The sequence below is a fragment of the Sideroxydans lithotrophicus ES-1 genome (assembly GCF_000025705.1).
GTDB classification, from domain to species: Bacteria; Pseudomonadota; Gammaproteobacteria; order Burkholderiales; family Gallionellaceae; genus Sideroxyarcus; species Sideroxyarcus lithotrophicus.
Genome location: NC_013959.1, coordinates 154,263 through 176,183 on the forward strand (window position 1 = coordinate 154,263; position 21,921 = coordinate 176,183).

At 55.6% G+C, this 21,921-nt stretch carries 19 protein-coding genes and 1 tRNA gene; 15 read left to right on the plus strand and 5 right to left on the minus strand.

Features of this window, described 5'->3' with window-relative positions; translation table 11 throughout:
• From SLIT_RS00700 to SLIT_RS00715, 4 genes are all read left to right on the plus strand, one after another.
• Entirely contained in the window at window positions 1-972 is a 972-nt protein-coding gene (locus SLIT_RS00700; protein ID WP_013028282.1) for a septal ring lytic transglycosylase RlpA family protein, read from the plus strand.
• Window positions 972-1,331, plus strand: a complete 360-nt coding sequence (locus tag SLIT_RS00705; RefSeq protein ID WP_013028283.1) for a DUF1304 domain-containing protein — start codon at window positions 972-974, stop codon at window positions 1,329-1,331. The genes SLIT_RS00700 and SLIT_RS00705 overlap by 1 nt, the downstream gene beginning before the upstream one ends.
• 600 nt (window positions 1,332-1,931) lie before the next feature.
• Window positions 1,932-2,267 (plus strand): rhodanese-like domain-containing protein, encoded by a 336-nt coding sequence (locus SLIT_RS00710; protein ID WP_013028284.1) that lies wholly within the window; start codon window positions 1,932-1,934, stop codon window positions 2,265-2,267.
• A 29-nt stretch (window positions 2,268-2,296) separates the two neighbouring features.
• Window positions 2,297-2,686, plus strand: coding sequence for a rhodanese-like domain-containing protein (locus SLIT_RS00715; protein WP_013028285.1), 390 nt, complete (start codon window positions 2,297-2,299; stop codon window positions 2,684-2,686).
• 42 nt (window positions 2,687-2,728) lie between these two features.
• Here the strand turns inward: SLIT_RS00715 and SLIT_RS00720 are convergent, their stop codons facing one another.
• From SLIT_RS00720 to SLIT_RS00740, 5 genes are read right to left on the minus strand one after another with little or no spacing between them, the layout of a single operon-like run.
• Window positions 2,729-4,072 (minus strand): class I SAM-dependent rRNA methyltransferase, encoded by a 1,344-nt coding sequence (locus SLIT_RS00720; protein WP_013028286.1) that lies wholly within the window; start codon window positions 4,070-4,072, stop codon window positions 2,729-2,731.
• Window positions 4,069-4,968, minus strand: a complete 900-nt coding sequence (gene xerC / locus SLIT_RS00725; protein ID WP_013028287.1) for a tyrosine recombinase XerC — start codon at window positions 4,966-4,968, stop codon at window positions 4,069-4,071. The genes SLIT_RS00720 and xerC overlap by 4 nt, the downstream gene beginning before the upstream one ends.
• Complete coding sequence (locus SLIT_RS00730) at window positions 4,968-5,594, minus strand: DUF484 family protein (protein WP_223293807.1); 627 nt, start codon at window positions 5,592-5,594, stop codon at window positions 4,968-4,970. The genes xerC and SLIT_RS00730 overlap by 1 nt, the downstream gene beginning before the upstream one ends.
• 8 nt (window positions 5,595-5,602) lie before the next feature.
• A complete protein-coding gene (gene dapF, locus SLIT_RS00735) occupies window positions 5,603-6,433 on the minus strand; it encodes a diaminopimelate epimerase (RefSeq protein WP_013028289.1) in 831 nt (276 codons plus the stop codon).
• 44 nt (window positions 6,434-6,477) lie between these two features.
• On the minus strand, window positions 6,478-6,897 hold the full coding sequence (locus SLIT_RS00740; protein ID WP_013028290.1) for a CoA-binding protein: 420 nt from the start codon (window positions 6,895-6,897) through the stop codon (window positions 6,478-6,480).
• Between the two features lie 111 nt (window positions 6,898-7,008).
• On the opposite strand from SLIT_RS00740, the gene SLIT_RS00745 reads away from it, so the two are divergent.
• The 11 genes from SLIT_RS00745 (at window position 7,009) to nirB (ending at window position 21,921) form a co-directional block, all read left to right on the plus strand.
• Window positions 7,009-7,085, plus strand: a tRNA-Arg gene (locus SLIT_RS00745).
• Window positions 7,086-7,324: 239 nt separating this feature from the next.
• Window positions 7,325-9,523: a sensor histidine kinase gene (locus SLIT_RS00750; RefSeq protein WP_150102909.1), complete on the plus strand. Its 2,199-nt coding sequence runs from the start codon at window positions 7,325-7,327 to the stop codon at window positions 9,521-9,523.
• A gap of 5 nt (window positions 9,524-9,528) precedes the next feature.
• Window positions 9,529-10,167 (plus strand): response regulator, encoded by a 639-nt coding sequence (locus tag SLIT_RS00755; protein WP_041420924.1) that lies wholly within the window; start codon window positions 9,529-9,531, stop codon window positions 10,165-10,167.
• A gap of 146 nt (window positions 10,168-10,313) precedes the next feature.
• Window positions 10,314-10,670 (plus strand): hypothetical protein, encoded by a 357-nt coding sequence (locus SLIT_RS15745; protein ID WP_150102910.1) that lies wholly within the window; start codon window positions 10,314-10,316, stop codon window positions 10,668-10,670.
• 445 nt (window positions 10,671-11,115) lie between these two features.
• Entirely contained in the window at window positions 11,116-11,664 is a 549-nt protein-coding gene (locus tag SLIT_RS00760) for a hypothetical protein (protein ID WP_013028293.1), read from the plus strand.
• 102 nt (window positions 11,665-11,766) lie between these two features.
• Window positions 11,767-12,774 (plus strand): hypothetical protein, encoded by a 1,008-nt coding sequence (locus SLIT_RS00765; protein WP_013028294.1) that lies wholly within the window; start codon window positions 11,767-11,769, stop codon window positions 12,772-12,774.
• 349 nt (window positions 12,775-13,123) lie between these two features.
• Window positions 13,124-14,389, plus strand: a complete 1,266-nt coding sequence (locus tag SLIT_RS00770) for a nitrate- and nitrite sensing domain-containing protein (protein WP_013028295.1) — start codon at window positions 13,124-13,126, stop codon at window positions 14,387-14,389.
• 550 nt (window positions 14,390-14,939) lie between these two features.
• A complete protein-coding gene (locus SLIT_RS00775) occupies window positions 14,940-16,376 on the plus strand; it encodes a CmpA/NrtA family ABC transporter substrate-binding protein (RefSeq protein ID WP_013028296.1) in 1,437 nt (478 codons plus the stop codon).
• A 56-nt stretch (window positions 16,377-16,432) separates the two neighbouring features.
• Window positions 16,433-17,434 carry an ABC transporter permease gene (locus SLIT_RS00780; RefSeq protein ID WP_013028297.1) on the plus strand — a complete coding sequence of 334 codons (1,002 nt, stop codon included), beginning with the start codon at window positions 16,433-16,435 and terminating at the stop codon, window positions 17,432-17,434.
• A gap of 21 nt (window positions 17,435-17,455) precedes the next feature.
• Complete coding sequence (locus tag SLIT_RS00785) at window positions 17,456-19,189, plus strand: ABC transporter ATP-binding protein (RefSeq protein ID WP_013028298.1); 1,734 nt, start codon at window positions 17,456-17,458, stop codon at window positions 19,187-19,189.
• A gap of 287 nt (window positions 19,190-19,476) precedes the next feature.
• Window positions 19,477-21,921, plus strand: coding sequence for a nitrite reductase large subunit NirB (gene nirB, locus SLIT_RS00790; protein WP_013028299.1), 2,445 nt, complete (start codon window positions 19,477-19,479; stop codon window positions 21,919-21,921).

Consider the following 21,921-nt stretch of genomic DNA (forward strand, 5'->3'; position numbering starts at 1 on the left):
ATGAAAACAAGATCGCTGTTGGTATTGTTAGCCGCATTTGCTGTGACCGCCTGTTCCACCACGCAAAAGCCGGGCGACATCCAGGGCGCAGCGCCGGTAGTGGATGCCGTCTCCGGACCCAGCGGACAGTCCGCGCGCGCTCCGTCAGCCGCGCCGGCTACATCCGGCGGTGGCTACCTGCCCGGCGACGGCCCCGGCACAGACATCCCGGCCAATATCGCTTCGATCCCCGATGCCGTGCCCAAGGCCGAACCGCTGCACCGTTATGCCAACCGCCCCTACTCCGCACTGGGCAAGACTTACACACCGATGCAGGTGCCGGGCAACTACAAGCAGCGCGGCATCGCCTCCTGGTACGGCAAGAAGTTCAATGGTCAGCGCACTTCCATCGGCGAGATCTACGACATGTACGGCATGACCGCGGCCCATCCCACGCTGCCGATCCCCAGCTATGCGCGCGTCACCAATATCGCGAACGGCAAATCCGTCGTCGTGCGCATCAACGACCGTGGCCCGTTCCTGCATGACCGCATCATGGATCTCTCCTATGCCGCTGCGTACAAGCTGGGCTTCATCAACAGCGGCAGCGCCGAAGTCGAAGTCGAGAGCATCGCCGTCGACGGCAACGCGCCAGTCGTAGCTTCTGTCGAGCCACCCGCGGTCAACGTAGCGCCCATCGCCGCGACTCCCGCGGCGATGGAAACGACCAGCCTGCCGGTCGAGACCGCAGGCGCGGGCAATGGCAAGGTCTACCTGCAGCTCGGCGCGTTCAAGTCTGCAGAAGGTGCGGCCAGCTTTCTGGCCAAGATGCGCGCCGAACTGGGCGATGGCAGCAAGGCGCTGACCCTGTATCGAAAAGGCGGGCTGACGCGCATACATCTCGGCCCCTATGCGAATGCAGACGAGGCCCATAAAGCTGCCACCAGCGTCGCATCGACACTGGGCTTCAAGCCTTTCGTCAGCATGCACTGATGCATACCGTCGCCAGCATCGCGGTTGGCATCGTTGCACTCATCCACGTGTACATTCTCGTGCTGGAGATGTTCCTGTGGGAGAAACACACTGGCATGCGCGCCTTCGGCCTGACCAGGGAATTCGCCTCCGCCACGCGGATACTCGCGGCGAACCAGGGTTTGTATAACGGTTTTCTTGCGGCGGGATTGTTCTGGAGCCTGTACACGGGCGATGTCCAGGTGCAGCGGTTCTTCCTGGGTTGTGTGGTGACGGCGGGTTTCTACGGTGCGATCACCGCGAATGCCAAGATACTCTGGGTGCAGGCGGCACCGGCGGCGGTGGCATTGGTGTTGTTGGGGTTCGTGCCGGGCTACTGAGAATTGGAGACCGTTCGCGGTTTGTCCCCTCTCCTTCTGGGGGGTAGGGTGGGGGAACACTCGTTCCATTTCCTCTGCCCTTTAAAACCAACCACGTCGGGGGTAGCCCGACAGCTAGTCACTTTCTTTTGCTTCGCCAAAAAGAAAGTAACCAAAGAAAAGGCGACCCCGGTTTGCCGCTCCTTCGGGGTACCCTCGATAATTCGCCAACAAGCGGGGCTGCGCAACTCGCCCTAGTGAGGCACACACCCCGTGCCTCACCGCGGAGCTCGGACAGTGCTCGCCTAAATCCCCGCTTGTTGGCGAATTATCGAGGCGGCGCTCAGGGGGTAGAAAAGCAGAAACCTGAAACCTGAAACCCCAAACCAGTGAGGCGGGCAACGCCCACCTCACTCAAATCAGAAAAGAAACGTGCGCGAAGCGCATTCTTTGGGTCACTTTTCTTGGCAAGACAAGAAAAGTGACTAGCTGTCCGGCTACCCCCGACGGTGTTGGTTTGCTTTTCCCTCCAAACTAGATGCTAACCCCTATGTCCATTAGGTTTGCTAGAATATTAGATTATGCTAATATACAAACATTGCTAACCAAGGAGCCACAACCATGTTTGGAATGAACGTTAAGGAAATCGACGCAACCCAGCTCGCGCAATGGGTGGAAGACGACGGCCACAAACTGCGCGTGATCGACGTGCGCCAGTTGGAAGAGATCGCACATGGCACCGTGCCCAAGGCCGAGGCGTTGCCTTTGCATGTCCTGCCTGCCAAAGTGCACGAACTGGACAAGAGCGAGAAGCTGATCATGATCTGCCGCAGCGGCGCACGCTCGGCGCAAGCCTGCATGTTCCTGCAGCAACAGGGGTTCTCCAATGTGTACAACCTGCGCGGTGGGATGATGGGCTGGGTGCAGAGCGGTTTTCCTGCCTATCGGCTGGGTTGAATCCCTCCATTTAACGATCGGAGTACAGCATGAAATTGAAAAAGATATTCTGGACGCTGGCAATCATAGTGGGCGCGGCCCTGGTTGTGCAGCAATTGCAGGCGGCGGACGGCATAGATGCGAAGCAGGCGCTGAGCATGGAAAAACAGGGCGCATTGCTGCTGGATGTGCGCGAGCCTGAAGAATACAAAGCCGTACATGCACCGAATGCGAAACTGATCCCGCTGGGGCAGTTGGGCTCGCGCTTGCCGGAGATCGCGGCCTACAAGGACAAACCCATCGTGGTGATGTGCCGATCCGGGCGGCGTTCGGCAATGGCAGTTTCGCAATTGCGCGATGCAGGTTACACGCAGGTAAGCAATGTGAAGGGCGGCATCCAGGCGTGGGAACACGATGGGCTGGAAGTCGTGAAAATGTAACGATGCAGCATCGCCCTGGCCTCGGCCAGGGCAGCAATTCCTTTATCCGACCACCCGCAACACCAAACCCTTCAGATAAGCTCCCTCAGGAAAAGTCAGCAGCACCGGATGATCCGCTGCCGCATGCAGCTTCTTCACGATCTGCGCATCCACGCCCGCATCCAGCGCCGCACCGGCGATGATCTTCTGGAACAGGTCGTCGCTGATGCCGCCCGAGCAGGAGTAGGTGAACAGCAGGCCGCCCGGCCGCAACAACTTGAATCCGAGCAGATTGATGTCCTTGTAGGCGCGCGAGGCCTTTTCGGCGAAGGCGGCGGTGGGTGCGAACTTGGGCGGGTCGAGCACGATGAGGTCGAACTTGCGGTTCTGGTCGCGCAGTTTGCGCAGCGCGTCGAACACGTCGGCGCATTGCCATTCCGCCTTGGCGGCATCGAGTGCATTCAATTGCACATTGGTTTGCGCCAGCTGCAGCGCTTCCTGCGACGAATCGATGGACAGCACCGATTTCGCGCCGCCGCGTAAGGCGTAGAGCGAGAAGCCGCCGGTGTAGCAGAAACAGTTGAGCACGTCGCGGCCGGCAGCCAGCGTGCCGGTCAACGCGCGGTTGTCGCGCTGGTCGAGGTAGAAACCGGTCTTCTGTCCGGCGGCCACATCCACCGCAAAGCGGATGCCGTGTTCGGTTACTTCGACTTTATCCGGCAATGCGCCGCGCAGCACGCCGCTGCGCACAGGCAAGCCTTCCAGCTCGCGGCCGTCGGAATCCGAGCGTTCGTAGATGCAGACGGGTGCGCACAGCTCCTGCAGGATATCGGCCAAGGTGTCGCGCCAATGTTCGGGGCCCGCGCTGCCGAGCTGCATTACCAGCACATCGCCGTAGCGGTCCACGATGAGGCCGGGCAGCCCGTCCGATTCGCCGTGGATCATGCGCATGCCGTTGCTGTCGCGCTCGAGCCCGAGAGCTTTGCGTGCGGCCAGTGCATCGGCGATGCGGCTGCGGAAGAAGTTCGCATCGATGACGTCCTTTTCGCGCCACGACCACACTCTGGCGGTGATCTGCGAATCGGCGTTGTAGGCCGCCCAGGCGAGGAAATCTCCGGAGAAATCACGTACGGCCACGGTATCGCCGCTGGCAGGCGTGCCGTCGACGCACTCGATCGCACCGGAGAATATCCACGGATGACGGCGCTGCAGGGATTTTTCGCGGCCCGCCTTGAGCGTGATGCAGGGTTTGGCAGCGGGGTTCCCGAGCCTGGGTTTTGAAGCAGCTTGAGGAGCAGTTGTCGCAGCTGGATGTTTGCTGCTGCGTTGCACGCGCTTGCGGAAATCCTTGCCGCCCTGCGATTGGCGGTGCGGTGTGGAAGGCGATCTTGGTTTTGTCTGGCTCATGTTTTCTTTTTGGCACGCGGATGCGCACCGTCGTAGATCTTGGCGAGGTACTGGAAGTCGAGATGGGTGTAGACCTGCGTGGTGGAGATGCTGGCGTGGCCCAGCATCTCCTGCACCGCGCGCAGGTCGCCCGAGGATTGCAGCACATGGGTTGCGAAGGAGTGGCGCAGCAAGTGCGGGTGCACCCCGCTGGCGATACCCTGGGTGATGCCGCGCTGGCGCAATTGCAACTGCACGGTGCGTGGGCTGATGCGCGCGCCGTTCTTGCCGACGAACAGCGCGGTCTCGCCCGGTTTGGCGATCTGGTCGCGCACCGCCAGCCACGCCTTCAGTGCATCGATCGCATGGCTGCCCAGCGGCACGATGCGCGTCTTGTTGCCCTTGCCGGTGACACGCACCGAAGCGTCGGCAAAGTCCATATCGATGGGATCGAGGCTCACCAGCTCGGCCAGACGCAGGCCGGAAGAATAGAGCAGTTCGAACATCGCCTTGTCGCGCGCATCCAGCGGCGTCGCCACCAGCATCTCCACCAGTTTCACGGCTTCGTCGGGCGAGAGCGCATGCGGTAGGGTCTTGGGCGCCTTCGGCGCGCGCAGGCCGACGCAGGGATTGCTCTTGCAGCCGTGGTCGCGCATCAGGTAACCATAGAATCCGCGCCATGCCGACAGCACACGCGCCAGCGAGCGGCCGCCGAGTCCGCTGCCGTGCAACTGTGCGATATAGCGGCGGATATGGTGGCTTTTGAGGTCGGGAAGCGGGGTCGCTCCTGCAAGTTCGAACAGGCGGCGGATGTCGCGCGCATAATTTTCAGCCGTCAGCGGCGAATAATTACGCTCGTTGTTCAGGTAGGCGAGGTAGCCTTGCAGTGTGGCAGGGACTTGTTCAGCGGCGGGCATCACACATGCAGGTTGAACGCGCTGCCCAGCGTTTCGGCGATGCGTTGCAGGAACAGCGTGCCCATCTCGGGATAGAAACGCTCCTTGTCTTCGCTGGCGAGGATGAGCAGGCCGATGGTTTGGCCATGGGCGCGCAAGGGCAGATAGGCGAACGAGCGCAGGTGTTCGGCCGATTCGCCGAACCAGGGCAGGGTGTCGTGCACCGCGTGGTGGGCGCAGACCGGCAGCTGGTGCTCATCGGCAAAAGCCAGCACTTCCGCGCTGGGGGGTTCGTCTTTCCACAGATGCAATGCGACATGGGGAACGGCAAAAATATCGCGCAGGTTATGTGTGATCAGGCTTTGCAGCGTTGAACGGTCATGCGGGCCAAACAGGGCGCAATTGAACTGATGCACTTTGAGCTGCAGCGCGTCGTTCTCCTTGGCGAACTCCAGCAATTCATGCAGTTTCTTTTCCAGCTCCTTCACGCGTTCGCGCAGGGTCAGCAACTGACGCTCGCTCAATGAGATGGTGCGCCCCCCGTGCGGATGGGGCAGATTGATCTGCGACAGCATCTCGGCGTGGTCTTCGAAAAACAGGGGGTTGTCCTGCAAGTATTGTGCTACATCTTCTGCTTTCATCTTCATATCGCCTCTTACAAGTTGATCTCGCCCTCGAACACTGTGATGGCCGGACCGGTCATCATCACGGGCGAGCGTTCGCCGGCCCAAGTGATGCTGAGCGTGCCACCACGCGTGGCGACATGCACCGTGTTGTCAAGCAGCTTGCGGCGGATGCCAGCGACCACGGCGGCGCAAGCGCCGGTGCCGCAAGACAGCGTCTCGCCAGCGCCCCGCTCGTAGACGCGCAGCCGTATATGTTCGCGATCGACGACCTGCATGTAGCCGACATTCACGCGCTTGGGGAAACGCGGATGGATCTCGATGAACGGTCCCTGGGTAGCTACGGGCGCGGTCTCCACATCGTCCACCACCTGCACGGCATGCGGGTTTCCCATGGACACGACAGTGATCTGCACGGATTCGTTGCCGACCTGCAGGGGCTGGATGACCTCGGTGCTGTCGCTCACGAAGGGGATCTGGGCCGGATCGAAGATCGGTAAACCCATGTTCACGGTGATGCGTCCGTCCTCCTCAAGGCGCGGCGAGATCAGGCCGCTTTTGGTTTCGACCACGATCTCGCGCTTGCTGGTGAGGTTCTGGTCGTGCACGAAGCGCACGAAGCAACGCGCCCCGTTACCGCACTGCTCCACTTCGCCGCCGTCGGCGTTGAAGATGCGATAGCGGAAATCAGCCTCGTCGCGCTGGGTCTTTTCCACCAGCAAGACCTGGTCGCAACCGATGCCGAAATGGCGGTCGGCGATATAACGGATCTGCTCGGGCGATAGCGCGACCGATTGGCGCACACCGTCGAGCACCACGAAATCGTTGCCAGCGCCGTGCATTTTGGTGAATTTGAGGGACATGATTCTGCCGTTTCAGTTAGTACAGCGATTATACGTGCTTGCGCTCAAGGGTTGCACAGCTGGGTGTGGTCGCGGAACATGCACCTGTCCATCACCACGATGATGCCTGCCTGCTGCGCCCGCAGCGCAGCTTCCTCGTGTACCACGCCGTCCTGCAACCACAGCCTTTTGATCCCCAGCTCGATACAGCTATCCACGATAGCTGGCACATGCTCAGGTGCACGGAAGACATCCACGATGTCCGGCAATTCGGGCAGGCTTTCAAGATCGGGGTAAGCCTTTTCGCCCAGAACTTCAGTCACCAAAGGGCGAACCGGGATAATACGGTGGCCAAAGCTTTGCAATGCCTGCGCCACGCGGAAACTGGGCCGGGCAGTATTGGGGGAAAGCCCCACTACGGCGACGCTATGCACCTCGCGCAACAGTTTGCAGATGTCTTCGGGGCTGGGATTGGCAAAATTCATGGTGCACACGATAGCATTTTTTATGCTGTCCGGCGCGGCAGGACGCGCGTGCTGTTTTTCGCAGGAATGCGTAGCAACCCGCAAAAAACGCTATACTGCGCGCCGTTCAAAGCGCTCGTAGCTCAGCTGGATAGAGTATCGGTTTCCGAAGCCGAGGGTCGTGGGTTCGACTCCCGCCGAGCGCACCAACATCATTATGTAATATGGACATTTCCATGTTTGCCATGTTTATCCAGGCGATGTTGTTTAGCAAGCCGGAGGAACTCGCCAAATCAGCCAAGCTGATGCATTGGGACTGACGATAACCTTATGTCGGTATTCGCAAGCAAATTGATTCAGCTATCTTTGATTTTGTCCGTGATAGTGAATCCCGCGTGCGGCATCGGTGAAGGAGCGTCCGCTCCAGCAAGGCACGGGAGGTTATCGCGTGCTCAATAATCTCAGCGGACAGGCTATGACTCGCTACAAGTGGCTTCCTTCTTTTGCGCCAGTGACCATCATCACTATTTCGGCGATATTGACAGTAAGTTTAGCTGTGTTGTCTACAGAGCTTGCCATGCGCGAGCCGTGGTTGGGCGTCGTCTTTGATCCAACCTACGACGGAGAAGGGGTGCGTGTCGAGCAGGTTGTGCACGACAGCCCGGCATCCGGAAAATTAAGTGCTGGCGATATTATCGTTGCATTTGAGACACCGCCGCATGAAAGAGTAGCTGTTCGCTCGCTGGCTACACAGGAAGACCCTGACTATTTAGGCAGCTACGCAGAATACAATGAGTTTATGGACCTTCAGCAACGGGTTTGGGAGGCCATTTCATCTTCATCATTCACCGTTATTCTGGACGATGGCCGGAGAGCCAAAATCAACCCGCTCGCCATCCCGGGACCGACAGCGCTGCCTGCTGTGTTCTGGTGGCTGGTAATCTTCGGCGGAACTTCTTTTCTCCTCGGTATAAGCGCATGGAGCCTGCGGCGCAAAGACCCGGTTGCAAGGGCTCTGGCGATATCGGGCATGGGGTTTATGGTGGCATCCTACTGCTGCGGTATCTATGTGGCACGCGAACTTGTGATGCCGTCAAACCTCTTTTATGCCATGGTGTCTGCCAGTCACCTCGGCTTCGTCGTATTCGCCTATGCTGCGATTTCCACCTTCTGGTACTGCCCGCGAAAATTGGGTAGTGGCCCCGCGGTCTGGATATTAGCTATTTGGGGTGCTGGAACATGGCTCAACGAGACGATGCAGTGGAGTTGGCCGATCCACCCCTTTTATGCGCCGCTTGTCGTGGCCTTCCTCATACTGGTGCTATTCACGTTCCTGCAGTGGCGCAAATCCCTGGGCGCACCACTGGAACGCGCAATGCTCAAGTGGATGCTGACAACCATGTTGATCACACTGGGGCTTAACGTTGTACTGTTTTGCATTCCCATCATATTAACGGGCAAACCCATTACCTCCACCGTGCTTACTTTTGGTTCGGTGTTTGTGTTTTATCTAGGACTTTCCATTGGCAACATTCGCTACCAGCAATTTGATCTGCAGCACTGGTGGTTTAAGGCGTGGCAATGGCTGATCTTCATAACAATTGCCCTGATTGCCGATGCGCTTTTTGTCTATTGGTGGCACCTGACAGAAATTACATCGGGCGGCTTAGCGATGGTTGTCGGAGGATTTTATCTTCTGGCACGCCAGTGGTTCTGGGGGCGCTTCTCGGGAAACAGCAGCAGAGCGTTGGATCATGCCCTGCCACATCTGGTGGACGCACTCATGCTGCAGCGACAAAGAGTAACGCCGGATCAGCAGTGGCGGCAGATCATCGAGCGCATATTCGATCCACTCACGGTGAAAGTGAGCCCGGACAGACGCGAGGCCGCAATCATCGAACAGGGTGGGCTGGTGCTGCAACTTCCCAGCCTTGACGGCCTTGGAGCGATGGAGCTTTTCTGTTGCGGCCAGGGGAAACGGTTGTTTGTTTCCACGGATGTAAAGTTGGCAAACCGATTGCTGGAACTCATGCGTTATTCGCGGGACATAATCGCGGCGCGCGAGCAGGGGGCGCAGGAAGAGCGTCATCGCATCCAACGAGATCTGCACGATGATGTTGCAGCACGATTGTTATCACTGATCCACCAAACGCGTGAACCCACAATCAGCAAGGTCGCGCGCAATGCATTGCGCGGCTTGCGTGATGTCATCTACGTCCTCGGTGCAGAGGAGGCGCAGCTTGCCGATGTGATTACCGACATCGAAGCCGGTGCGCGTGAACAGCTGGCAGGGTTGGGGGTCCATTTTGAGTGGCGTTCTCCAGAGAGATGGCCTGCAGTCATGCTCAATTCGCAGCAACACATCAACTTGCGCCGAATTTCGCGAGAGGCGATCACCAATGCGATCAGGCATGCTCAGGCAGAAAATATAATCATGGAAGTTGGCCTGAATAGCGGGGGGCTCTTCCTGCGAATCAGCAGTGATGGTGCACTGACCGAGCCATCCAGTTGGGTGCCGGGCAGAGGATTGCATAATATCAAGTCTCGCGTTGCAGAAATGAACGGCTCCCACGAATGGGGGATTGAGCGCCAGGCAGCAGACAAGCAATATTGCTATCTTGCCGTACAAATGCCATACCATAAGTGAAGACCTTGAACAGCATACTGCTGATAGAAGACTTTGAAGATATCCGCCACTGGCTCGCTGGTTTGTTGCGTCAGGCATTCGGGGAGGTGAATGTCACAGAGGCTGCCACCGTGGCCCAAGGCTATTCTGCGTTAGATTCGAAATCGTTCGATCTGATAGTGGTTGATCTCAATCTCCCAGATGGAACAGGCGTGGATATACTCCGGCGGGCCAAAATGCAAGGGTTGGCGGGGTACTGCGTCGTTGCTACAGCATATGACGACGATGCTCATCTGCTACCTGCACTAAACGCTGGTGCCGATGGCTATTTGCTAAAGGATCAAACGGACGAGCAGTTGATCCGTGATCTCCACGGGATTCTGAATGGCGCTCCACCACTCTCGCCACCAGTGGCCCGACGCATCATGCAGTTGGCCAAACAAACCCCTGCGACATCGTTGTTGCTGGTACCACTCACTGCGCGCGAAGAAGAGGTATTGACCTATATCGCCAAGGGATTAAGCCGCACAGAGATTGCACAACTGCTCAGCGTGAGTGCCCATACCATTATCGCGCACGTGCGCTCGATTTACTCCAAGCTTGATATCTCCTCTCGCGCAGAAGCCACTGTTGAAGCAATACGGCGAGGCTTGATCAGTACTTAATCTATTTACCTCTCGTCCGGCTCCCTCGTTCGTGGGATAGACGAAACACACCATACAAAATAATGTTCCACGCGGCTTCACCTCCATGCATGCGCATTAGGAGTCTAAATAATGTTTAGTAGTTCTTAACTTAACAGGGGGATTAGATGAAGAAGTTTCTATTGGTAGCAGCATCAGTGTTGTCATTAGGATTAGCGTCGGCATCGAAGGCTGAGCAGGACGATTGCCAAACATGGACTCACAGAGCATATCCGGTAGAAATGTCAGTATGCTCTCGTGCTGGCGGCGGATCCGGTTATGTCAAAGTAACCAATAATGGAAATAGAAGTGCAAGCATTTGCTGGACTATCGTGGCCAATAACGGCAATAGAGAAAGAATGTGCCATTCGTCAATGGGTCCCGGTGAGACTGATGACGCATCCGCATATCAATGTGGCGTGAATACAAAATACGGTGGCTGTAATCAAATTTTGTTGGAGAGCTACAAAGTGGACGATTATTAACGGCTACTAATTAGCCGACCGCCTGTCTTCTCCGGTGTGGTTAGGTGTCCAGATCGAGGCTAACTTACAAGATGAAGCCACACAGCGTTCAGGTCAGAGTATTCAGCAAACTGAGAATATTTGATCTGGATGCTGAAATTTCTTGGAAAGAATCTTCTTTCCTCAGTTCCCAATTTATCTCTCTAGGCGTACCACATCAAATTGGGCCTATATTTCATGTGACGTACGCTTTTTTCATTCGCGACCGGGAATATAAATGCGGGCACATCAGACGGGTCTTGGCAGATTGCTAAATGTGCCATTTGTGATTATTGATTAACGTTTGCATAACAAATTGATTTGCCTGCAAGGAATATCTCGTTGATAGCGTTTATCCAAGAATGTTGCATGGCCAATTGAAGAACTTTGGTTGTAAGTTTTCAATTTATTAAGAGGAGATGTATTAATGAATCGCATATTTATGTTTGTAATGGCAGCAGCCTCCCTATTTTTATTAAGCGGCTGTCAAACATACTATGACGCATCTTATAAATATAGTTGGGATGAGCAACAGAACTTGGCTAGACCAAAAATAATGCCAGGACAAAAAGCTTATGTATGGGCGGGAACGAATGTTTTGCACGCTTTAGAGGAAACCGGACTCTTTTCTTCAGTTGAAGAGGCGCCTAGTCGACAACCGGTCCCGAACGGGATTTATATCTCAATGGTGACAGTTGACAACAAGTGGGAATCTGGAAGCTTCTTGGGAGCTTTGCTTACCTTGGGGTCGCTTGGATTAATTCCAAACTACAACGGAGGCGAGACCACGCAAACTGTCGAAATTGAAGTTTATCAAAATGGAGCGCTCTTAATGAAAACCGAAGCGACTATCCTATTAACGACAATGTCAGGGTTCACAGCCCCGCTGATTGCCGACGAGGATAAGGCGTATAAGAAAGAATCCAAACTATTAGTTAGGAAAATGATATCCGAACTAAATAGAACAACTAAATAGCAAAGTAGAGTAAAGAAAATTCCAATCCCCTGTAATGCATGCGTCTCAAACGCGCCACTAGTCAAACGTCATATGAATCTTAATGGCTAAGGTGAATAAAAAATGGACAATATGAAAACATTAATTTTGATCGTCTCAATTTACTTACTGGCTGGTTGTGCTGAGGTAGAGGTGCCGCATTACGCATCTATTTCCGCCCCGGTCGCTTTGGCCGACAAGGAGGGGTGGTATCACTTTGCGGGTTTAGACTTTAAGGGAGTGCTGAGTAATGGAAGGCCGGATGGTATTGGTACTTGTCGGAGCTACTATAATCTAGAGGGGTATAACGAAAAGAAAGAGTCTCCGTGTGAGTTTAAAAACGGCGGGCGTATAGACGAACTGCATCGGATGCGCATGGAACAGGTTGCGATTAATCTGAAGAAGACCCAGCAACGGGAGGATCAAGAAAGAGCAGAACAAGAAGCAGAGCGTATTCGGCAAAATAACGAATCGGTTCGCGCCACTGATGGAGCAATGAGGGCGGGTTTTCAGCAATTCCAGAGCCAACTTAATGATTATGCGCAGCAAGACCAGGCTAATGCGCGTCAAATAAAGCAACTTCAAGATAGGGCTATCCAGCAGAAGCAGGCCGATATTGATGCAGAGGAGAGAAGTCGAGCGCAACGTGCAGAACGAGAGGCCAAGGAAAAGCGTGCTGCCGATGAGTTGATGGACAGAGCACGCAACTCGTCATCTATGCAGTCCAATTCGGGTGGCTCTACCAATGTCTATGGGGGAGGGGTAACGCCTGCTGTAATTGGAGCTACAGTGCAGGGCGAGCATTCCACCAACCAAACACGCAGGAAAAAATATGTTCATGATGGCTTCAATGACAATGGGGCCAGGGCTGCCAGGCCCGAACTTGCGATTGAGCAAGATATCGCCCAACTTAAGAGAGAAGCGGAAAAATGGGTTGCAGAAAGAAGGCATAACGGGAGTGTGCCTATACATGGCGTGATTACGGACATGCGGGTAAGAGAAGGTTGTACTGCTTATAAACAACTTGATGATGCCGGCGGTTACTGGGCGAAGTGTATCCTTGACATCACGTACGAGGGGGACGATTTGTAGAACGTATATATAATAATATTGGGTCGAACTGCATTGTTTACAAACTCAGGCATCGGTTTCTCTGTTATTGCACCATGCTCGAGATATTGACGCAGATTATTTTTATTAAGGGATAGGCAACTGCACTTCCCAGTGCCCAGATTCACTTCTTCCGGCGCACCACCTCAAAGCTCCCTCATTCCGTAAGGGAGTTTTCATTTTTCCTTAGCGTTCATATCCGATGAATATGGACATTTTCAGTTGCTGGCAAGGGCACGGTCAGTGAGTTATCGGAAAACGCTTAGGGCATATCTGATTTGATGGCACATGGTTTGCTTATGATTGAACATCATTCAGTCATAAGCAAACCATGAAATTGTCAGCGGAAAAGATCGTCCTGCTTGCCAAACAACTCCAGATCGAGGAGTTAAAGCACTTGGCCGCAATGTCGCAGTTCGTCGGCGTAGTCGGCCACTTGATTCACAATCTGCAGGCCGAACGCGGTGCATCAGGCATCTTCCTCGCCTCGGCTGGAGATCGCTTTGCCGACATACGCCTGGAATTGGCCGCGGAATCCGAGTCAGTGGAGCGCGAATTGCGGACTGCGTTCGAGCCGCAGTTGAAGCGAGCCATCTATGGCAACGCAAGGCTTCTGCACCTGATGGCCTGGGTTCTGCTCGGTCTGGATGAACTTCCCGAACTCAGAATACGAATCAGTGAACAGAAGCTGACTGCGGATGACTCTATCGCAGCATTCAGCCGCCTGATCGCCGGCCTGGTTTCCCTGATCTTCGAGGTGGCTGATTCCACGGTCGATCCGCGCATATCCAGCTTGTTGGTCGCGTTCTTCAATCTGGTTCAGGGCAAGGAGCTGGCAGGCAGAGAGCGTGCGGTCGGGGCGTTGTCCTTCGCCTCAGGCATCTGCGACGATGTCCACCAGCAAAGAATCTTGCATCTCATCGACGCCCAGGAACGCCACTTCCAGGTATTTGGTGAATTCATAGAAGAGCAGCTGATGGCCCAGTGGCAGGAAGTCCAGGATGCATCCTGCATCGCGCAGCTGGAGCGCATGCGGCGGATGTTGTGCAATGCCAGGCAGACCACCGCCCTCGACGCAAATCTGAGCGATAAGTGGTTCGAAACATGCAGCGAGCGCCTGACAGCAATCTGGTCTATACAGTGCACGCTGGTGGACCGCCTTGAAGAACTCTGCGCTTCGCTTGTCAACGAGGCTGAGTCCGATTTGCAGGATTCGGAAGGACTGCTCAAGGCGCTTCGCGAGCACCCGCCCGCGAGCGCCGAGTTGGCCGACAAATTCTTTAACCCCGCCATACCAGTCGAGAATGCACTGAGCTTTGTGGCACATGCCGGTGGTGAAGCCGGTCAGAGACGGTCGATAGTCGACGTGCTGCAGGCTCAGTCCCAGCGGCTGGCCGGCATGGAGACCGAGCTGGTTGCGGCACGGCGCGCGCTGGACGAGAGGAAAACCATCGAGCGTGCCAAAGGTATCCTGATGGCGCGCTTCAATCTCAGCGAGGATGCTGCTTACAAAAGATTGCGCAATGCATCCATGGAGCAGAACCGGCGACTGGCGGATGTGGCCGAAGCGGTTCTGACGCTCGCAGCGGTTTCCTGAATTCCGCACAAACTCGGGGCAGTGCCGATCTCAAACGCACCATACAGGAGCTGAAAACTCCCATTGAGTATTTCAATGATCCGGGAATCTGCCCTATGGCGCAGACTCCCGGATCGGCACGAAAACTACAAATATCCAGCAACAGGCCAAGTTAATGATGGTTTTGACCCGGGCGGCGATGTCATCCTGTCCGTATCGTGCCAACGGATATACAAAGAATTCAGTTTGAATATACGCGCATAAGGGGTGCACATTTGTGGCCACCAAATAAAGTCATGCACCAATTCAGTTCGTTAAATCATGCTAATGAAACTCAAAGAAAAACGGAGAATCATTCTATCTTGCTGATTGCATAGGCAATAGACGTACCCGCCAAGTTGTGGCACGACTGTTGCATCGCAATTGTCAGTAGCGAACCAATGGCGGTTCGGAAAATGAGTACAAGGACAAAGGCGTCCCACTGCGCAAATGCGTAGTCGGACGCTTTTTTATTAGATCGTTTAAAGATGTTGTCTTTTATATATGGCGGTTAATTCAAGGAGAACGCAACATGAAAAGTGAAACTACAAATGGAACGGCCGTTTCCGTAAACGGCAACTGTAAACCTCGTCGCGGATTTCTTAAAAGTACGGCAATCGTTGCGTGTGTGCTCGCACTGAATTGTGTTGCGCCGCTAGGCCTGTCCGACGCTAAAGCCGCAGTCGGCAAAGCCGAACAGACTTCCTTGAAATTCGGTTTTATCAAGCTCACCGATATGGTGCCGCTGGCAGTCGCCTACGAGAAAGGCTACTTCGAGGACGAGGGGCTGTCAGTCACGCTGGAAGCGCAGGCAAACTGGAAAGTGTTGCTCGATCGAGTAGTCACCGGCGAACTGGATGGCGCGCATATGCTTGCCGGTCAGCCGATTGGGGCCACCATCGGCATAGGCACCAAAGCCGACATCATCACTCCGTTCAGCATGGACATGAATGGCAATGCCATCACTGTTTCCAATGCCGTGTGGACCGAGCTCAAGAAAAAGCTGCCTATGAAGGATGGCAAGCCGGTACATCCGGTCGATCCGAAGTACCTCAAGGAAGTTGTCGACGAATACAAGGCACAGGGCAAGGCATTCAAGATGGGGATGGTGTTCCCGGTATCCACACATAATTACGAATTGCGCTACTGGCTTGCGGCAGGCGGAATGAATCCCGGCTACTACGCGCCGACCAAGGGCGATACCAGTGGGACCCTCAAGGCGGACGTGCTGCTGTCGGTCACTCCGCCGCCTCAGATGCCGTCAACTATGGAAGCCGGCACGATTGACGGTTATTGCGTCGGGGAACCGTGGAACCAACAGGCAGTGTTCAAGGGGATAGGCGTGCCGGTCGCAACCGATTACGACGTGCAGAAAAACAATCCGGAAAAGGTTTTCGGCGTATCCAAGAAGTGGGCGGATGCGCACCCCAATACGCTTGTGCACATCGTGAAGGCGCTGATCCGTGCCGGATACTGGCTTGACGCGCAGAACGACGGGAACCGTATGGAAGCGGTCAAAATGATCTCGAAACCGAACTACGTTGGTGCCGACGAAAAGGTGATCGCCAACAGCATGACCGGTACCTTTGAATATGAAAAAGGCGACAAGCGTCCCGCACCTGACTTCAACGTATTCTTCCGCCACAACGCAACCTATCCCTACTACAGCGATGCGGTCTGGTACCTGACGCAGATGCGCCGCTGGGGCCAGATTGCGGAAGCCAAACCGGACAGCTGGTACATCAAGATTGCCAAAGAGGTCTACCGTCCGGACATATATGCCACTGCAGCAAAGGAGTTGATAGCTGAAGGCAAGATGAAGGCGTCCGACTTCCCCGATTTTTCCAGGGAGACCGGCTTCAAGGGACGGGAAGACGGTTTCATCGACGGCATTGTTTACGATGGGCGCAAGCCGAATGCGTATATCGACAAGTTCAAGATTGGCTTGAAGGGCAACGAACAGCCGTAAATATAGTGAATGCGTCCCGGCAGTTGCCGGGATGCAAATGACTGCGTGGAGTACTCATGAACACAATACAACCAACACCATCCATCAGGCGACGTGTGTCCGCATTGTTGCAACCCGACTCCAGCGGCGAGCCGGTGTTGCGGGTGATATTTCGCACAGTGCTGCCGCCTTTGCTGGGTATTTTCATCTTCCTGGTCTTGTGGGATGTCGGAGCCAGCCATGTCCACACGTCGCTGGGCACATTACCGGGACCGGTTGCGGTGATGAAACAGGCTGGCAACCTGTATCAGGAATATCAAGACGAGCAGGGACGCAAAGCTGCGTTCGAAGAACGCCAGAAGGAACGCAAGGCTGAATTCCAGGCCACGAACCCGGGGCAGCAATTCGATGAGATAAAGTACACCGGCCAGCCGACCTACCTGGATCAGATCTTCACCAGCCTCTACACGGTGTTCGTCGGGTTCTTCCTGGGGACGATCATCGCCGTGCCGCTCGGTATCCTGTGCGGTTTGAACAAGACGATACAGGCTGCACTCAATCCACTGATCCAGATATTCCGTCCGGTGTCGCCGCTCGCCTGGTTGCCCATTGTCACACTGGTGGTCAGCGCACTCTATGTCAGCGCCGATCCGATGTTCGCGAAATCATTCCTCATCTCGGCGATCACCGTGACGCTGTGTTCGATGTGGCCGACGCTGGTCAACACCGCACTGGGTGTCGCTTCAATCGACAAGGATCTGCTCAATGTCTCCAAAGTGCTGCGCTTGTCCACCAGCACCAAGGTGATGAAGATCGTTATCCCCTCATCTCTCAAGCTGATCTTCACCGGCATGCGCCTGTCGCTCGGTGTGGCGTGGATGGTGCTGATCGCTGCCGAAATGTTGGCGCAAAACCCCGGTTTGGGCAAATTCGTCTGGGACGAATTCCAGAACGGCAGCTCACAGTCGCTGGAACGCATCATGGTGGCGGTATTCACCATCGGATTCGTCGGTTTCCTGCTCGACCGGACCATGCATACGCTGCAGCAGATGGCCAGTTTCGGTCAGCGCACCAACTAAGTGACTACTCAGGAAAATCGAATGAAATCCAGCGCACAACTTATAGAGGCTGATCACGCCGAGATCGCGTCACCACCGGTGACATCCTCCCCTATCCTGGAATTCAAAGGGGTTAGCAAGTCGTATGGCACAGGCACACAGCGCACGGTTGTGCTTGACGACATCAACCTGCGCATCAACGAGGGCGAGTTCGTTGCCATCGTTGGCTTTTCCGGCAGCGGCAAGTCGACCTTGATTTCGTTGATCGCCGGGCTTCAGCAGGCAGATGCAGGTGCGATTTTGTTAAGAGGAAAAGCGATAGCGGGGCCGGGGCCTGATCGCGGTGTGGTATTCCAGAATTACTCACTGATGCCGTGGATGACGGTAGGCCAGAACGTCGCTCTCGCGGTCGATCAGGTATTCAAGGACGCGCCCAAGGGGGAACGTATGTTGCGCGTCGAAAAATATATCCACATGGTGAACCTGACCCATGCCATGGACAAGCGGCCTGCCGAACTATCCGGCGGTATGCGCCAGCGGGTGTCGGTGGCGCGTGCGCTGGCAGCTTCCCCGGACATCCTGTTGCTCGACGAGCCGTTGAGTGCGTTGGATGCCCTCACCCGTTCCAAGTTGCAGGACGAGATCATCCGCATCTGGAGCAAGGAGAAAAAGACCGTCGTATTGATTACCAACGACGTGGACGAAGGCATCATCATGGCCGACCGCATCATCCCGCTGAACCCTGGTCCGAATGCGACACTGGGGCCAGAGTTCCCCGTCATGCTGCCGCGTCCGCGCGACCGTGCAGCCATCAATCATGCGCCTGAGTTCAAACGCATCCGCCGTGATGTGACACAGTATCTCATGCAGATTGGTGCGGAAAAAAGTGCGGCTGTCGACAGCAAGATCGTCAACCTTCCTTCAGTGTTGCCAAACACATCGCGTGAACACCAATCAAACGTCAGCCAGAAATCTCGAGACGTCACTGAAGCAAATCCGGACCGCTATGTCGACTTCTCGCAGGTATCGAAGATTTATCCGTCAAGGAAGGGGCCGATCAAAGTGGTCGACGGTTTCGACCTCAAGATACGCAAGGGTGAGTTCATATCCATCATTGGCCATTCCGGCTGCGGCAAATCAACCGTGCTATCCATGATGGCCGGCCTCAACGACATCAGCGAAGGTGTCATCGTTCTTGATGGACGCGAGATCGCCGCTGCAGGGCCGGATCGAGGTATCGTATTCCAGGCTCCCAGTCTCGTGCCATGGCTGACCGCCCATGAGAATGTCGCGCTGGGAGTGGAACAGGTATACCCGCATGTGACGGCACAGAACCGCAAGGACATCGTCGAAAATTATCTCGGTCGCGTCGGCTTGGCCGACGTGAAGGACAAGAGAGCCTCCGAGCTTTCCAACGGCATGAAGCAGCGTGTCGGCATCGCACGCGCGTTTGCGCTCTCGCCCAAGATGCTATTGCTCGATGAGCCGTTCGGCATGCTGGATTCGCTGACGCGCTGGGACCTGCAGGAAGTGCTGATGGAAGTCTGGACGCGAACCAGGGTCACGGCCATGATGGTCACTCATGATGTTGATGAGGCGATCCTTCTTGCCGACCGTGTTGTGATGATGACCAACGGTCCGAACGCAAGGGTTGGCAAGATCCTGGAGATCAATTTGCCACGCCCGCGCACACGCAAGATGTTGCTCGAGCACCCTGATTACTATGAATTGCGAGAACAGCTGCTTACGTTTCTTGAGCAATGCGATCATGGCTGACAAGGCGGGCAGCTTCTCCGGCAATAATCTGCCGGAACTCAAAGAGGCTCGGGTTCGTTGTCAATTGCATTGATGCACCAGAAGAAGGTCTTGTGCACCAATTAAATGCACATTTTGTCCGGCATCACCAGTATCTATGCGGCCATTGCAATGGCACAGGAATTGCACTACCAGGCTATAGAAATCTTCCCAACCCAATGGCGGGCGGAAGGTCGATCAGAAACACCGACAAAGACGTCGTTACGGCTGAGGGCCGGACGGCGTCTTTTTATTTTGAGGAGTAAACGATGAGGAAAGAAAGTGTACGACTGGTAGTGATCGGCAACGGTATGGCGGGTATGCGCACCATCGAGGAATTGCTCAAGATGTCGGCGGACGAATTCGACATAACAGTATTTGGTGCGGAACCGCAGCCAAACTACAACCGCATCCTGCTGTCTCCCGTGTTGTCCGGCGAAATGTCGTTCCAGGACACGATCCTGAACGACTGGGACTGGTACGAGAAAAACCGTATCACCCTGCACGCCGGGAAAACAGTGACGAAGATCGATCGCACCCGCTGTGTGGTCGAAACCGATGATGGAATCATTGTTCCCTACGATCGCCTGCTTATCGCAACGGGTTCCAATCCCATCATGCTGCCCATACCCGGAATTGATTTGCCCGGCGTATTAAGCTATCGCAGCATCGCCGATGTCGGGAGCATGCTGAGCAAGGCCACCGCAGGCAGTCGCGCCGTGGTGATAGGCGGCGGCTTGCTCGGACTGGAAGCGGCCAACGGCTTGTCGCTGCGCGGCATGGACGTATCCGTGGTGCATTTGTGCGACTGGCCGATGGAACGCCAGTTGGACAAGGTCGGCGGTGGCTTGTTGAAAGACGCGCTGGAAAAACGCGGACTGAAGTTCTATCTGTCGCGACAGACGGAAGCCATACTGGGTGAAACGATCGTCACCGGCTTGCGCTTCAAGGATGGGGAGGAAATACCAGCCGACCTGATCGTGATGTCGGCCGGTATCCGCCCCAACATCGCGTTGGCCAAGTCGGCAGGTATTCATTGCGAGCGCGGCATCGTGGTCAGCGACACCATGCAGACTTACGATCCGAAGATATATTCGGTGGGTGAATGCGTGCAGCATCGCGGGCAAACTTACGGCCTGGTCGCACCCTTGTTCGAGCAGGCCAAGGTGGCGGCGAATCATCTCGCCCGTTACGGGGCGATGCGCTATGAGGGTTCTTCCGTTTCGACCAAGTTAAAGGTAACGGGCATCGACCTGTTTTCTGCGGGGGATTTCAATTCGGGCGGATTGGACGAAGAGTTGCTGCTGCAGGATTCGGCGCGCGGCGTGTACAAGAAACTGGTGTTGCGCGACAACAAATTGCGCGGTGCAGTGATGTACGGCGATACCGTGGACGGCCCGTGGTATTTCCAGATGATGCGCGATGGAACGGACGTTTCCGAATTGCGCGAGCATCTGCTGTTCGGGCAGATGCATATCGGGGATTCCGGCCTCGGGGGCGTATCGAGCGTGGTGAGCATGTCCGACACGGCGGAGATTTGCGGCTGCAACGGCGTATGCAAGGGAGCGATCGTCAATGCCATCGTCGACAAGAAACTGTTCACGCTGGAAGAAGTGCGTGCCCATACCAAGGCATCCTCTTCCTGTGGGTCCTGTACCGGTCTGGTGGAAGCGCTGCTGGCGAACACATTGGGCGGCGATTATTCCGCCAAGCCGAGCAAGAAACCGCTCTGCGCCTGTACTGAATTTTCGCACCAGGATGTGCAACAGGCGATTCGCGCTCGTGCGCTGAAAACCATTCCCGACCTGATGCAGACCCTGCAATGGAAAACCCCGGATGGTTGCCATATCTGTCGTCCCGCGCTGAACTACTATTTGCTGGCAGCATGGCCTGGCGAATATCAGGACGACAGCCGTTCGCGCTTCATCAATGAACGCGTGCATGCCAACATTCAGAAGGACGGCACCTATTCGGTCATCCCGCGCATCTGGGGCGGCGTCACTTCGCCGGCCGAGTTGCGTTCGATCGCCGAGATCGCCGAACGCTATGAAGTGCCTACCGTCCACATCACCGGCGGCCAGCGCATCGGTCTATATGGAATCACCAAGGACAATCTGCCCAAGATGTGGGCCGAGATGGTCGATGCGGGATTCGTTTCAGGCCACGCTTATGGCAAAGCGTTGCGCACGGTAAAAACCTGCGTTGGATCGGAATGGTGCCGGTTCGGCACACAGGATTCCACCTCGCTGGGCATCAAGGTCGAAAAGATGACCTGGGGTTCGTGGACTCCGCACAAATTCAAGATCGCCGTCTCCGGCTGTCCACGCAATTGCGCCGAGGCCACCATCAAGGATTTCGGTGTGGTGTGCGTGGACTCCGGTTACGAGATCCATGTGGGCGGAAACGGCGGCGTCAAGGTTCGCGTCACCGACTTTCTGTGCAAGGTCGAGACCGAGGCCGAGGTATTGGAGTATTGCGGTGCATTCATGCAGCTCTATCGCGAGGAAGCTCATTACATGGAGCGTACGGCCCCATGGATAGAGCGTGTCGGGCTGGTCTATGTCAAGCGGCACATCGTTGAGGATGCTGCCGGGCGTACACAGCTATATGGGCGATTCCTGGAATCGCAACGCGACTCACAGGAAGACCCGTGGAAAGAACGCGCCGAAGGGAAGGATGCACATGAATACGCCGCTCTTGCCACCATTGAATAA

What these genes read in the sequence shown, in the direction of transcription:
- SLIT_RS00700 (WP_013028282.1), top strand. Translation starts at nt 1, where the DNA reads ATGAAAACAAGATCGCTGTTGGTATTGTTAGCCGCATTTGCTGTGACC.
- SLIT_RS00705 (WP_013028283.1), top strand. Translation starts at nt 972, where the DNA reads ATGCATACCGTCGCCAGCATCGCGGTTGGCATCGTTGCACTCATCCAC.
- SLIT_RS00710 (WP_013028284.1), top strand. Translation starts at nt 1,932, where the DNA reads ATGTTTGGAATGAACGTTAAGGAAATCGACGCAACCCAGCTCGCGCAA.
- SLIT_RS00715 (WP_013028285.1), top strand. Translation starts at nt 2,297, where the DNA reads ATGAAATTGAAAAAGATATTCTGGACGCTGGCAATCATAGTGGGCGCG.
- SLIT_RS00720 (WP_013028286.1), bottom strand. Translation starts at nt 4,072, where the DNA reads ATGAGCCAGACAAAACCAAGATCGCCTTCCACACCGCACCGCCAATCG.
- xerC (WP_013028287.1), bottom strand. Translation starts at nt 4,968, where the DNA reads ATGCCCGCCGCTGAACAAGTCCCTGCCACACTGCAAGGCTACCTCGCC.
- SLIT_RS00730 (WP_223293807.1), bottom strand. Translation starts at nt 5,594, where the DNA reads ATGAAGATGAAAGCAGAAGATGTAGCACAATACTTGCAGGACAACCCC.
- dapF (WP_013028289.1), bottom strand. Translation starts at nt 6,433, where the DNA reads ATGTCCCTCAAATTCACCAAAATGCACGGCGCTGGCAACGATTTCGTG.
- SLIT_RS00740 (WP_013028290.1), bottom strand. Translation starts at nt 6,897, where the DNA reads ATGAATTTTGCCAATCCCAGCCCCGAAGACATCTGCAAACTGTTGCGC.
- SLIT_RS15745 (WP_150102910.1), top strand. Translation starts at nt 10,314, where the DNA reads ATGAAGAAGTTTCTATTGGTAGCAGCATCAGTGTTGTCATTAGGATTA.
- SLIT_RS00760 (WP_013028293.1), top strand. Translation starts at nt 11,116, where the DNA reads ATGAATCGCATATTTATGTTTGTAATGGCAGCAGCCTCCCTATTTTTA.
- SLIT_RS00765 (WP_013028294.1), top strand. Translation starts at nt 11,767, where the DNA reads ATGGACAATATGAAAACATTAATTTTGATCGTCTCAATTTACTTACTG.
- SLIT_RS00770 (WP_013028295.1), top strand. Translation starts at nt 13,124, where the DNA reads ATGAAATTGTCAGCGGAAAAGATCGTCCTGCTTGCCAAACAACTCCAG.
- SLIT_RS00775 (WP_013028296.1), top strand. Translation starts at nt 14,940, where the DNA reads ATGAAAAGTGAAACTACAAATGGAACGGCCGTTTCCGTAAACGGCAAC.
- SLIT_RS00780 (WP_013028297.1), top strand. Translation starts at nt 16,433, where the DNA reads ATGAACACAATACAACCAACACCATCCATCAGGCGACGTGTGTCCGCA.
- SLIT_RS00785 (WP_013028298.1), top strand. Translation starts at nt 17,456, where the DNA reads ATGAAATCCAGCGCACAACTTATAGAGGCTGATCACGCCGAGATCGCG.
- nirB (WP_013028299.1), top strand. Translation starts at nt 19,477, where the DNA reads ATGAGGAAAGAAAGTGTACGACTGGTAGTGATCGGCAACGGTATGGCG.